The following is a 12,352-nucleotide window of genomic DNA, read 5'->3' as shown; positions in this document are numbered from 1 at the left end:
AGTCTAATATTTGGACCTATGTCATGGCGTGCATCGGATTTCCCAGATGGACAGGCTGGGTCCTTCGGCCGTGGCAACGCTTCCCCCGGACGCGATTCCGAACAGGCATCCGACTGGCACCCCGAACGACTGCTGTCATTCGATTGGCGGAAGGTCATTCTGTTCACGGTGGTCTTGACGATCATCGCCACTTCGGCGCTCTGGCTCGCGACCAGATCGCCCTCGGGCCCGTCCCTGGCGGCGAACCCCACCCCCGACCGTTCGGGTGGCGACTGGGGCGGGGCGGTCTCCTCGCCCTCCCCGACGTCGTCCCCGTCCCGCTCCGCCCGGAAGTCCACCCCGAGACCCGGCGACGGCACCGACGGCGCCGACGGCACGGACAGGTCGTCTCCCCGCCCGAGGACCTCCTCCCGGCCGGAGACGTCCCTCCGGCCCGAGGCCTCTTCCCGGCCCAGGGCCACGACGTCGATGAGGCCCCGTGCCGGGACACCGACCTCTCCAGCGTCGGCCGAGGCACCGGCCGGATCCGGCCGTCCCCAGCTCACCTCCAAGGAGGCGTACGCCGTCCACGGCCGCTACCAGCGGGGCCTGTCGGCGGCGCAGGCCAGGAAGGACCGTGAGGCCATGGCCAGGCTGGAGCACGGCCTGGCGCTGGAGATGACGAGGGCCGCCTTCACGACGGCGAAGATGGAGGGGACGTCGCTCGCCACGGGCGTCTGGCCCAACCCGAAGATATGGATTCCGCGCCACGTGGAGGGTGTCGCGGACTGGTTCGTGGCGGTATCGCACGAACCGGGCGTCGCCCGGATCGTCGACGTGATGAGCTCGGCCCCCGGGGGCTGGCGGCTCGTCGCCTCGGCGGCCGACACCCGCGCCACCCCCGCGCGCTTCCCCGCGATCGCGACGGACGCCGAGGGGTACGCGACGGGTCTTTCGGAGAACGCCACCGGACTGATCGCGACCCCTCGCCAGATCGCCCGCGCGCACCTGGCGAGCCTGGAGAGGGCCGAGATCGACCCGGCGTTCGACGAGGGGCCTTGGACCAGCGAGACCGTGCTGTTCTGGCAGCAGGAACGGGCTCGGCTGCGAGAGGCCGACTGGAAGCTCACGCTCTCGTACCGGCTTGAGGGACCGGTACGAGCGCTCAGGACCGGTGACGGGGGCGCCCTGGTCTGGTACGGAGCCCGATCCACCGAGCTTCGCGAGGCGGAGCGGGAAGGCGCGACGGTCAAGCTGAAGGGCTCGGCCGCCGTCCGTACCCGCGGCAAGGCCTTCGCCCGCTCGGTGAGCGCCACGTACGGCCGCATGTACGTGACACATGTCCCCCCCGCCGGTTCGAACGAGCCCGCTCGCGTACTCGGCGAGTGGAGCGACGTCCTGGAAAGCCACGGCGACTGACGTTTCACCGGAAGAAAAGGAACCTTCAGATGACGCCCTCACGTAAGCCATCACGTGCGACGGTGATCACTGCGAGTGTCGCGATCGGCGTCTTCGGCGCCGGCGCAGGACTGGGAACCGTCGTCGCCCTCCGCCCCGACACCGGTGAGGGGCAGGTGATGCGGCTGGCGGCGGGGACGTACCTTCTGGACGACCAGGCGGGAGCCTGGACGTCGAGCGCGTCGCCCGGGGGTGATCAGCCGCTCCCGCTCTCCGGCGCGGACGCGGGCAGCACGATCTCGAAGGGCTCGGCCGCGGGCGACGCCGCGGCCCAGCGGGTCTGCCTGACGACCACCGTCGACGGGCACGCGGTCGGGACCGCCGCGGAGGGCTGCGTCGCCCTGCCGGTCCTGGCGGCGGCCGCGGCCGCGCCGCTCGCGCAGCGGCCGGGCAACCCCAAGAGCACCCCGGCACCGCCCGCCAAGTCATCGGCCCCGGAGAAGGAGAAACCGAAGGAGAAGCCGAAGGCGTCCGCGGCCCCCAGGTCGAACGCCCAGGCGGCCAGGCGCACCTCGGCACCGCTGCAGCCCGCTCCCGACCCGGCTCCCGTGGCACGGCCCCCGGTCGCGCCCCCGGTGGTGAACGAGCGGCCCGCCAAGCCGGCCCCGACGCCGACCAAGAAGGTCAGCGGCGACATCACGCAGAACGAGAAGCAGAGCGAGAAGGAGAGCGGCAGCGTCATCGAGCGCCCGGCGGAGACCGTGGTCGCACCGCCCAAGCCCGCTCCCGAGACCGGCGGGACGAGATCGTCGGATCCCTCCCGGCCGTCCCAGCCCCGGCCCACCGCCGACCGTCCTTCGCAGCCCCAGCCCGGCCCCACCGCCGACCGGCCTTCCCGGCCTCAACCCGGCCCCACCGGCGACCGGCCCTCGCGGCCTCAGCCCGGCCCGACCGCCGACCGGCCCTCGCAGCCGACCGGCGACCCGCAGCCTCAGCCCCGCCCCACCGGCGACGGCCGTCCGTCCCAGCCCCGGCCCACCACCGGTGACCGGCCCTCGCAGCCGGGTGAGGGTCCCCGGCACTCCCGGCCGACCGGCACGCTGAAGCCCGCGATCCGATCCGGCCCCGGCGGGCCGGCCGTGCCCTCGGGCGAGGTCGCCCCTCCCGAGACCAGGCCGACGGACGACGCGCGCCCGCCCTCGAGGAAGGCCCAGCCCGGGGAGACGGCGGCTCCGGCCCCGGTACCCGCCCCGCCGACCGCGGAGCCCGCGGAGCCCGCGGAGCCCGGCGAGCGCTCGCAGGAGCGCGACCCGTCCGGCACGCAGCCCTCGGCCGGCCCCGGCCGGAACGCGTCGCAGGGCCCCGACGGGACCGTGCTCACACCGGCCACCCCGCGGCTCCCCGGTGGCGGCCCGGACGGCGGCGTCTCGCTGCCGATCTTCGAGGACCCCGAGCTGCTGCGCCGGGCCCACGAGGCCCTGGGCCTGGACCGGGGGATGCGCTACACCGACGAGAACGGCGTGTGGGACCTCAACATCGCCCCTCCGGGCACCCCGCCGTGCCGTGACTACACCGCCGAGGAGATCGACGCGCTGAGCTCCTCCCGGGGAGACGGCGCGGCCACGGGACGCCGGGCGATCCCCCGCGACTCGTGCGTGTGGCCCGCCTTCGTCCGCTGGCTCTACGCCGCGCCCGCCCCGGGCGAGGTGAGCAACTGGACGAAGTTCACTGGGCTGCCGCAGCGCAACCTGGAGCTCGTGGTGACCGACCCGCCGCCGGTGCCGCTCCCCCGTCCGATCCCCGGCGGGGAGGAGCCCCTGCCCGCCGAGCCGGGGCAGGACGTCCCCGGTGACTCCGGGAACGACCGGGAAGGTGCCGGGCGGTCCGGCCAGGACGAGGCGAATCCCGCTCCGCCCGCCCCCGACCGGCAGGGCCAGGATCGGTCCGACCCCGCGCAGCCGGGTCCGGTCCAGCCGGACTCCGGCCGTCCCGGTCCCGCCGAGGGCCAGGAGGCCCGGCAGGACTCCGGCTGGAACACCGGCGAGCGGGGCGCCCCCCTCCCGCCCGACCAAGGCCAGGTCGAGCCGGACCCGGACGAGTACGACGGCCGATGAGCACACCCACCGGATCCGGGCGCCCCGCGCCCGGCCCCGGCCAGGAGGCGGCCTGGGTGCGCGAGCACGGCGCGCACCTGGTGGACTACGCCGCCTCCCACCTCGAACCCGGCCGGGTGCACGCGGCGGTCGTCTCCGCGCTGGCGACCGGCCGGGCCGGGGCCGTCCCCGGGAACGTCACCGTCCGGGGGCGGGCGCTGGCCGTACTGCGCCGTGACTGCCGTACCTCCCCGGGACACCGGGAGCGGTACGTGCCGGGTTCCGGGCCCGGCATGCCCGACGCCCCCCTGATCGAGCGGGTGTGGACGATCGTCGACCCGCTGGGCACGGAGACGCTCAGGCTGATGTACCGCCACGCGCTGGGCATGGACGACCTCTCCCACGTGCTGGCGATGCCCGCCGAGGAGATCGGCAGGCTCGCCACCCGTACCCAGGACCTGATCGAGACGCTGGTGAGCGGGCTGGACGCGCTCACCCACGGGCGGCGTACCTGCCCGGAGCTGCCCCCGCTGGTGGAGGCCGTCTTCCCGGGCGCCTTCCCGGCCGGCCTGCCCGGGGGGCCTCCCGGTGGCCATGAGCCGCCCTCGGGCATCGGCTCGGAGGACGACCGGGCGGCGCTGCTCTCCCACATGATCAGGTGTTCGGTGTGCACCCGGCCGATCAACATCCGCTACACGGTCCCGCAGATGATCTCGCACCCGCCGGTCGCGCCGCTCTCTGCCGAGGAACGCCGGCGACTCACGGACGCCCTGTCCACCGGCGCGTCCCCGGGCACATTGCTTCCTGGCGTTCCGTCCCCCGGCATCCCTTCCACCGGGGTCGCGTCCCCGGGCGCCTCGTCCTCCGGCGTCGCGTCCCCGGGGCGCTCCCCGGAGCGCTCCTCGGGGGGCGTCCCGTACCCGCCCCTTCCTCCGGGCGGCGGCCCGTCCACCGAGGCGCCGCCACCGGCGTCGCGACCGCCGCGCGGCAGGTCTCCCGTGCTGTCCGCCCCTCCCGCGGGCGGGCGGCCTCCGGCGTCCACACTTCCCCCGCAGGAACGGTCCCTGACCCCGGCGGTCCCGCCGGGACGGGACGACGTACCGGCACCCTCGGCGACGCCGCCCGCGCCCAGGCCGGGCGCGTCCCCCTACCCGCCGGTGGCGTCCGGGCCGCAGGACGGCGGACGGCAGGAGCGGAGACGGCCGGGCACCGGCTCCCCGGGGACGGCGCCGTCCGGGACCGCCTCGCCCGATGCCGACTCGTCCGGGACGACCTCTCCGGGTGCGGTGTCACCGGCCGCGTCCTCCCCGTCGCCGGCATCGTCGGCTTCACCGGCGGCGCCGTCGTCACCGGCGAGCGGGCCGGCGACGGGCTCCCCCGTCTCCTCGGGGTTGCCGCCGTTGCCCACCCTGCCGCCCCACCGGACCCGGCCGTCCCGCCCGCCGGTCGCGCCCCCGGTCACCGGGCACGACACCCCCCTCTACGACGCCCTGCTGACCCAGGCCTGGGCACGTGAGGTCCTCGCGCAGAGCGAGGAGATCACCGGGACCATCCCCCGGCAGGCCCCCGTCCCCGAGCCTGTGGTCAGGAACGAGCCCGTCGTCATCGCCGGGCAGCGCTCCGTCGAGATGCGCACCCCCTCCCGGACGCGCGACGACGACCAGATCCCGGCCCTGCCCTTCCACACCGAACCCGACGACCGTCCCGAGGAGGAGCGGATCGGGGCGTCCGTCCAGGTGCTGGAGGCGCTCAGCTGGGCGGGGACGCGGATCAGGAACACGACCGTCAAGGTGGTCATCATCGTCGTGGCCGGCGCGGCGGGCACCCTGACCGGGATGAACTTCCTCGGCCCGGCGATCGGATCCGAGGAGCCCGCCAGGTCGCTGCAGTCCTCCACCAGCCAGGCCACCCCGGAGCCACCGGCCGCCGGGACGCCTGGACGCGGGGACGGGCTCGCCTCCCGCCTGCGGGTCCCGCCCGTCGTGGCGCTGGACGAGTTCGGCCAGGGGAGCCTGGTCCTCACCCTGTCGGGGGAACCGCTCGAATGGCGGATATCGGCTCCCGGCCTGGTCGTGAGCCCCTCCGACGGCACCCTGCGGGAGGGGGTCACCCAGGTGATCAACCTACGTGCCCACAGAACCCGCAGCTGGTGCGGCAACCCGGCCTCGGTCACCGCCCCGCTGACGGTCCACGGCCCCGACGACTCGATCAGTACCACCGTGCGCTGGCGGACCTGCTGACAGCCTCCCACCCGCGCTCGCTCCCTGCGAAAGGAACCTTCGCAATGACGGATACCTCCCCCCACATTCGTAAATCGCCGTCCACTCCTCCCGACCAGTTCCACGAGAGCGTCCCGCTCACCGCGGAACACCTGCTCACCAACCGCCGCCCGGAACCCGCCGGAGGGTGGCGCCGGCTCGTCTGGCAGCTCTCCGGCAAGCGGATCATCCCGGCGGAGTCGGCCGCGGAGCTGGAGCGCCGCACGCTGATCGCGCAGGCCCAGACGCCCGTGGCGAGCGGGCACCACCGGATCGCGGTCATGAGCCTCAAGGGCGGGGTCGGCAAGACCACCACGACCGTGGCCCTGGGCAACACCCTGGCCTCGCTCCGCGGCGACCGGGTCATCGCGATCGACGCCAACCCCGACCGGGGGACCCTCGGCATCAAGGTCAAGTCCGAGACGGCCGCGACCATCCGCACCATGCTGGCCGAGGCCCCGCACATCCTGCGCTACGCCGACGCCCGCGCCTTCACCTCCCAGTCGCCCGCCCGCCTGGAGGTCCTGGCCTCCGACACCGACCCCGCGGTGAGCGAGGCGTTCAACGCCGAGGACTACCGCACGGTCGCCGGTCTCATCGAGCGCTACTACTCCATCTGCATCACCGACTGCGGGACCGGCCTGCTGCACGGGGCCATGGGGGCGACGCTGGAGCTGGCCGACCAGATCGTGCTGGTCAGCCTGGTCGCGGTGGACGGGGCGAGCTCGGCCGCCGCGACGCTGGACTGGCTGACCGCCCACGGCCACGCCGACCTCGTCAAGAACGCCATCGTCGTGCTGAACGCGGTGGAGCCCAAGTCCGACGTGGACCTGGACCTGCTGGAGCGCCACTTCAACTCCCGCTGCCGCGCGGTGATCCGCATCCCCTACGACCCGCACCTCAAGGAGGGCGCCGAGGTGGACCTGGTCCGCCTGCGCCCGACGACCCGGGGCGCGTACCTGCGTCTGGCCGCCGCAGCCGGGCTGGCGTTCGGCCAGCGTCCCGACCGGGGTCACTAGTGCGGCCGGTCGCCGAGGATCCCACGCTGGACTGGGATCTGGGCCCTCCGCCGAGCGCCCGGCGAAGGATGCTCATCGTGGTCGTCTCGATCGTGGGGGCGATCCTGCTGGCGGCCGGCGCATGGCAGCTGCTGCGGCCCGTCTTCGATCCCGTGGACGTCGCGGCCTCGCGCAGCACCGAGAACGCCGGGTCCGCCGGGGCCGCCGGGGACACCGTGCGCCTGGCCGCGCCGTCCGGTTACGAGGGCGCGGCCGGCTACCCCGTCGGCTTCCCGCGTACCGAGCTGGGCGCGGCCTCGGCCGCCGCCGCCGCGCTGGAGGCGGCCTGGACCCTGGACGCCGAACAGGCCGAGCAGGCGGCGGTGCTGTACGCCCCGCCGGACCAGCACGACGCGGCACGGGCCGGTGCCCGCGAGGCCGCCGCCGGATGGAGGGAGATCCTCGGCCTTCCCAAGGAGGGAGCGCTGCCCGACGGGGCCGCCATGCGGACGCGGACGATCGGCGTCCAGTGGCGGGCCCGCGCACGCGACCAGATACACGTCTCCGTGCTGGTCCAGGTGACCGCCACCAAGGGCGTCGGGGACACCGACCCCACCTACTCCAGCCCGTACGCCATGAGCCTGCTCATGGCGTGGCATCCCGGCCTGCGCGGCACGAACCGGGGTGACTGGGTCAACGTCCCCGACCCGCTCTCCGCCTCGGTGCCGCCCGTCGCCCTGCCGGGCACCCCCGAATTCACGGCCGCGGGCTGGAAACCCGTCTCCGGTCCAGAGCCCACCCCATAGATCCAGGAAGAGCCCCCCAATGCCCCCACGCAGCTCATCCCGGCGTGTCACCCTGGTCTCCGGCCTTCTGCTGGCCGCGGTCTCCGCGACGACGAGCGCGGTCATCGCCCAGCCGTGGGCCGCCGTGGCCGACCCGGGCGTGAACACCGGCGCACCGTCGCAGGAGTACGCCGCGCCTCCCCCCGACGAACCTCCTGCCGGGCGCGAGGAGGTCGCCCCGGAGGAGGAGAGCGCCCCCGAGGCCGAGGCCCCCTCCAGACCGGACGAGGCCCCGCCCGCCGACGCCGAACCACCGACGAGATCGGCCCAGAGGGCCCCTGCGGAGGAGGCCGAGCCACCGGCGCGGTCAAGCCGCAGGGCCCCTGCGGAAGAGGCCGAACCACCCGCGCGGTCGAACCGCAGGGCCCCTGCGGAGGAGGCCGAGCCACCCGCGCGGTCGAACCGCAAGGCCCCACCTGAGGAGGCAGAACCACCCGCCAGATCCCAGCGGAACGCCCCGCCGGAGGAGGTCCCGGACGAGCCGTCCCGGACGCCGCACCGGAAGGAGGCGGCGCGGGAGCCGGTACAGCCGAAGCGTGGCGAGAGGACGGCCCCGCGTTCCGAAAGGACGCCCCCCGCCGAGGAACCGTCGCGGAACAGGACGACGAAGGCCCCGGAGAACGGCGGACGTGAGACGCGGCCGTCGGCCGCGCCGAAGTCGTCCCAGGCGGCTCCCAGGAGCGCCCCGCCCGCGAACCCCGGTGACAGAAAACCGGGGCCGTCGTCCAGTGCCTCCACCGTCCCCACGCCGAGCACGGCCCCCACCGCCTCCACCACACCGGGGCAGCCGGGCGCCACACCGCGTCCCGACCCCTCCGGGACGGCCACGAAACCGGCGCCCGAACCGAGTGCCACCGGTTCGGCCAAGCCGACCACCTCGGCCAAACCGACCGCGTCCACGCCGCCCAAGCCCAGCCCCACCGCCACGGCCACCGCCAAGCCGACCACCTCGGTCAAGCCGACCACGTCCACCCCACCCAAGCCCAGCCCCACCGCCTCGGCCAAACCGAGCGCGACCGCCTCGGTCAAGCCGAGCACCTCGGCCAAGCCGAGTGCCACTCCCACTCCGACCAGGACGGCCACCTCCAAGCCGGCCTCGCCGAAACCCTCGGCGAGCTCGTCCCGTAAGCCCGCCTCGCCGTCCGCCGGCCCGGCGCGGCGGCCGTCGCACGTACAGCGGCCCGTCACCGAGCCCACCCTTCGGGCCGAGTGGGCGAAGCCCGTCCGGTCCCCGATGACGGCGCCGTCCCCGACGCCCTCGCCCCGGATCGTCGTGCCGCTTCCCCCGCTCAGGCGGTCCCTGGACCCCTGCGGTCCCGGGGATCTCGCCTCGTGCTGGGGCCTGGCGCCCTGGCTGAGCCGTGGCCCGGAATCCGGTGTCCTGCTGATCGCCAACCATGAGGCGCCCACGTCGGGGACATCGGCGGCACCGGCCGCGCCGGCGGCACCGCGCTGGGTGTTCGCGCCGCCCGCCTCTCCCGCCAGGCCGTCGCCGAGCGCGGCGGCGACCCCGGCCCCGAGCCCGACGAGCGTCGGCTGCTGGAGCTTCAGTCCCTCCACGCTCTGCGCCAGATCCTGGGAGGAGTAGCCATGATCACCCGATCCCACGTGCGGGTCGCCGTACTCAGCATGGTGGCCGCGCTGGCGGTGAGCACGCTGAGCTCGGCCCAGGGAGAGGTGGCCTCGGCGGCGCCCTGTGCCCCGGCCGCGACCGGCGAGGCGAGCGCCGCGCAGGCCCTCGGCTGGGGCGCGCCGTCCTGGTGCGCGGAGTTCGACGACTACCTCGACGAGTCCGACTGGGTCTTCTACGACTCCGCCGGGCACGCCGGCAACGGCCGCCGTTCTCCGGGGCAGCTCTACCTGGGCAACGGGGCGCTCTACCTGCACGGCCGCGAGGACGGGACGACGACCGGGCTGGCCGCCCGTCACGCCCAGACCTACGGGCGCTGGGAGACCCGCGTCCGGCTGTACCCGGGCGCCGGTTCCTACCACCCGGTCGCGCTGCTCTGGCCCGAGAACGGCGGCGGCAACGTGCAGAGCGCCACCGGGGAGGAGGTGGACTTCCTGGAGGTCATCGACGACCCGCAACGGCAGCGGCCGAACTTCTTCCTGCACACTCCCCAGGGGCAGGAACAGGCCCACGCCGACATCGACATGACCACCTGGCACACCTACGCGGTGGAGCTCACCCCGTCCGCCGTCGTCGGGTACATCGACGGCAAGGAGTGGTTCCGCTCCGGCAACGCCACCCGCAGCTCCATGTCGGTCTGCCTGCAGCTGGACTGGTTCCCGGGCCAGGGCAGCGCGGGAGAGGCGTGGATGGAGGTGGACTGGCTCCGCATCTACCCGGCGTCGGGCGGCGCGGGCTGACCCCGTACCGGCGGTGCGGTCACATCGGTGACCGCACCGTACGGAGGAAGTCGCCGAGGATCTCGCCGAAGGCCTCCGGGCGTTCCATGTTGGGGTAGTGCGCGGCCTTGTCGATCGAGACCGCGCGGCCGTCGGCGACGACGCCGGCGAGGCGTTCGGCCATGCCGATGTGGTCGGGTGAGTCCACGGCGCCGTTGATCGCCAGCACGGGGACGCCGATCGAGGCGGCGCGCTCCCAGGTGTCGCGTACCGGGACGAGCCGGTCGGGCTCGCCGGCGGTGTGCTTGGACATGGTGGCCCTGGCCATCCGGCGCAGCCGGTCCACGACCTCGGGATCGAGCTCGTCGAGGGTGCGGTGCGGGCCCGTGGCGAGGAGCACGAACGCCTCGACCGAGGCGTCCAGGTCACCGGCGGCCATCGCCGAGTGCCACGTGGCCAGTGCCCGGGTGGTCCAGGGGTCGGTGAAGTACGGCTCGCTGGTGCCGGCCCCGCTGACGACCACGGCGGCCACCAGCTCGGGGTGTTCCAGGGCGGTGTCGACCGCGATGCCCGCCCCCATGGAGACGCCCACCAGGATCGCGGGCCCGGTGTCCAGGTGACGCAGCAGCGCGGCGAGGTCGTCGGTGAACCGGTACGGCCCGGTGGCGTTGGCGGACCGGCCGTGACCGCGGGCGTCGGGCGCGATGACGCGGTGCCGCGAGGACAGGACCGGGATCTGGTCGTCCCACATGTGGTGGTCCAGGAAGCCCCCGTGCAGCAGGACGACGGGGCGTCCGGTGCCGGAGTCGAGCCAGAAGAGATCTTTCATGACACCTAAGGTGTCATCTTTGCTCGACGATGACAACTCAGGTGTCATCATGGTCTCGTGGACGAGACAGGCCGCGGCCCGGCGAACGGAGCATCGACCGACCGCCTCACCGAGGTCTTCGACCTGGTGGGGCCGCTGTACCGGCGCGCCTGGCGCAGGGTGGAGCAGGACGTGGCCCTCGAGGGGCTTTCCGTGGGGACGCGGGCCGTGCTCGTCATGCTCCGCGAGCACGGCCCGATGACCGTCCCCCGGATGGGCCGTGCCCAGGCGCTGAGCCGTCAGTTCGTGCAGCGCATGGTCAACGACGCGGCCGCGCGCCACCTGGTCGAGATCGTCCCCAACCCGGCGCACAGGAGGTCCTCGCTCGTCCGGCTGACCACCGAGGGCGAGGCCGCCGCCACCGGCGTGGTGGACCGGGAGCGCGCGATGCTGCGCGAGGTCGGCGGCGACCTGACCGACGCCGAGATCACCGCCTGCCTGAAGGTGCTCTCGCGTCTCCTGCGGCTCCTCGACGACGTCGACATGGACTGACGTCGACGTCGTCGACACGGACCGACGGCCCCTCGGCGACGTCGACACGGACCGGCCGGGCCGGACGCGTGGCCCGTTTCCATCGCGTGCCAGAATCGGGTCATGCACAGGGTCGTCATGTTCGCGATGGACGGTGTGATCCCCTTCGAGCTGGGCATCCCGCCACGGATCTTCGGCGGTGCCCGCGGGCCGTCCGGTGAGCGGCTCTACGAGGTGATCACCTGTAGCGTCGACGGCGGCCCTGTGCGTTCCGACGCCGACTTCTCGATCACGGTCCGGCACGGCCCCGAGGCCCTGTCGGCCGCGGACACCGTGGTGATCCCGGCCACCTACGGGCTCGGCCCCATCTCCGCAGAGGGGCGGCTGCCCGAGCCCCTGAGCGACGCGCTCGCGCGCATCCGGCCGGGCACCCGCCTGGTCTCGATCTGCACGGCCGCCTACGTGCTCGCGGCGGCCGGCCTGCTCGACGGCCGTCCCGCGACCACGCACTGGAGCAGCGCCGAGCACTTCCAGCGGCTCTTCCCCCGGGTCAAGGTCGATCCCGACGTGCTCTTCATCGACGACGGGGACGTGCTCACCTCGGCCGGGGTCGCGGCCGGCATCGACCTGTGCCTGCACATCGTCCGGCGCGACCACGGCACCGAGGTGGCCAACCGGGTGGCCAGGCGGTGCGTCGTCCCGCCGTGGCGCGACGGCGGTCAGGCCCAGTTCATCGAGCACCCGCTCCCCGCCCCGGCCGCCAGCACGACCGCCGCGACCAGGGCGTGGGCGCTGGAGCGGCTGCACCGGCCGCTCCCGCTCAGCGAGCTGGCGGCGCACGCCCGGATGAGCCGGCGCACCTTCACCAGGCGGTTCCGCGACGAGGTCGGACTCAGCCCGGGGCAGTGGCTCGTCCTGCAGCGGGTGGAGCTGGCCAGGCGGATGCTGGAGACCAGCGACCTGCCGATCGACGGCGTCGCCCTGCGGGCCGGGTTCGGCACCGCCGCCTCGCTCCGCCAGCACCTGCAGTCGGCCATCGGGGTCTCCCCGATGGCCTACCGCCGTACCTTCAGGACCGTGGACGCCTGAGCCG

At 74.4% G+C, this 12,352-nt stretch carries 10 protein-coding genes; 9 read left to right on the top strand and 1 reads right to left on the bottom strand.

Annotated elements, in window-relative coordinates:
- The first annotated feature begins 168 nt into the window (after window positions 1–168).
- The 7 genes from ABD832_RS11930 (at window position 169) to ABD832_RS11900 (ending at window position 9,941) form a co-directional block, all read left to right on the top strand.
- The gene (locus ABD832_RS11930; protein WP_344892716.1) at window positions 169–1,398 is read left to right on the top strand and encodes a DUF8094 domain-containing protein; all 1,230 of its coding nucleotides are present in this window, start codon (window positions 169–171) and stop codon (window positions 1,396–1,398) included.
- A gap of 62 nt (window positions 1,399–1,460) precedes the next feature.
- On the top strand, window positions 1,461–3,491 hold the full coding sequence (locus ABD832_RS11925; protein WP_344892713.1) for a hypothetical protein: 2,031 nt from the start codon (window positions 1,461–1,463) through the stop codon (window positions 3,489–3,491).
- Entirely contained in the window at window positions 3,488–5,710 is a 2,223-nt protein-coding gene (locus ABD832_RS11920) for a hypothetical protein (RefSeq protein WP_344892710.1), read from the top strand. Before ABD832_RS11925 ends, ABD832_RS11920 begins: the two co-directional genes overlap by 4 nt.
- Before the next feature lie 44 nt (window positions 5,711–5,754).
- A complete protein-coding gene (locus ABD832_RS11915; protein WP_344892707.1) occupies window positions 5,755–6,747 on the top strand; it encodes a MinD/ParA family ATP-binding protein in 993 nt (330 codons plus the stop codon).
- A 77-nt stretch (window positions 6,748–6,824) separates the two neighbouring features.
- The gene (locus ABD832_RS11910; protein ID WP_344892704.1) at window positions 6,825–7,532 is read left to right on the top strand and encodes a hypothetical protein; all 708 of its coding nucleotides are present in this window, start codon (window positions 6,825–6,827) and stop codon (window positions 7,530–7,532) included.
- A 19-nt stretch (window positions 7,533–7,551) separates the two neighbouring features.
- On the top strand, window positions 7,552–9,159 hold the full coding sequence (locus ABD832_RS11905; RefSeq protein ID WP_344892701.1) for a hypothetical protein: 1,608 nt from the start codon (window positions 7,552–7,554) through the stop codon (window positions 9,157–9,159).
- 2 nt (window positions 9,160–9,161) lie between these two features.
- Window positions 9,162–9,941, top strand: coding sequence for a glycoside hydrolase family 16 protein (locus ABD832_RS11900; RefSeq protein ID WP_344892699.1), 780 nt, complete (start codon window positions 9,162–9,164; stop codon window positions 9,939–9,941).
- A gap of 19 nt (window positions 9,942–9,960) precedes the next feature.
- Here ABD832_RS11900 and ABD832_RS11895 read toward each other — a convergent pair whose 3' ends face one another.
- Window positions 9,961–10,749, bottom strand: a complete 789-nt coding sequence (locus ABD832_RS11895; RefSeq protein ID WP_344892697.1) for an alpha/beta fold hydrolase — start codon at window positions 10,747–10,749, stop codon at window positions 9,961–9,963.
- Window positions 10,750–10,806: 57 nt separating this feature from the next.
- Here ABD832_RS11895 and ABD832_RS11890 point away from each other — a divergent pair, with 57 nt between their 5' ends.
- Both ABD832_RS11890 and ABD832_RS11885 read left to right on the top strand, forming a co-directional pair.
- On the top strand, window positions 10,807–11,280 hold the full coding sequence (locus ABD832_RS11890) for a MarR family winged helix-turn-helix transcriptional regulator (RefSeq protein ID WP_344892693.1): 474 nt from the start codon (window positions 10,807–10,809) through the stop codon (window positions 11,278–11,280).
- Between the two features lie 102 nt (window positions 11,281–11,382).
- The gene (locus tag ABD832_RS11885; protein ID WP_344892690.1) at window positions 11,383–12,348 is read left to right on the top strand and encodes a GlxA family transcriptional regulator; all 966 of its coding nucleotides are present in this window, start codon (window positions 11,383–11,385) and stop codon (window positions 12,346–12,348) included.
- The last annotated feature ends 4 nt before the right edge of the window (window positions 12,349–12,352 follow it).

Source organism: Streptosporangium longisporum, from assembly GCF_039534895.1.
In the GTDB taxonomy this organism is placed as follows: Bacteria; Actinomycetota; Actinomycetes; order Streptosporangiales; family Streptosporangiaceae; genus Streptosporangium; species Streptosporangium longisporum.
This window is presented reverse-complemented; position numbering and strand designations above follow the sequence as displayed.

Bases quoted from the DNA above. Each gene is read 5' to 3' on its own strand.
- ABD832_RS11905 (WP_344892701.1), top strand. From the start codon at position 7,552: ATGCCCCCACGCAGCTCATCCCGGCGTGTCACCCTGGTCTCCGGCCTT.
- ABD832_RS11915 (WP_344892707.1), top strand. From the start codon at position 5,755: ATGACGGATACCTCCCCCCACATTCGTAAATCGCCGTCCACTCCTCCC.
- ABD832_RS11895 (WP_344892697.1), bottom strand. From the start codon at position 10,749: ATGAAAGATCTCTTCTGGCTCGACTCCGGCACCGGACGCCCCGTCGTC.
- ABD832_RS11920 (WP_344892710.1), top strand. From the start codon at position 3,488: ATGAGCACACCCACCGGATCCGGGCGCCCCGCGCCCGGCCCCGGCCAG.
- ABD832_RS11900 (WP_344892699.1), top strand. From the start codon at position 9,162: ATGATCACCCGATCCCACGTGCGGGTCGCCGTACTCAGCATGGTGGCC.
- ABD832_RS11885 (WP_344892690.1), top strand. From the start codon at position 11,383: ATGCACAGGGTCGTCATGTTCGCGATGGACGGTGTGATCCCCTTCGAG.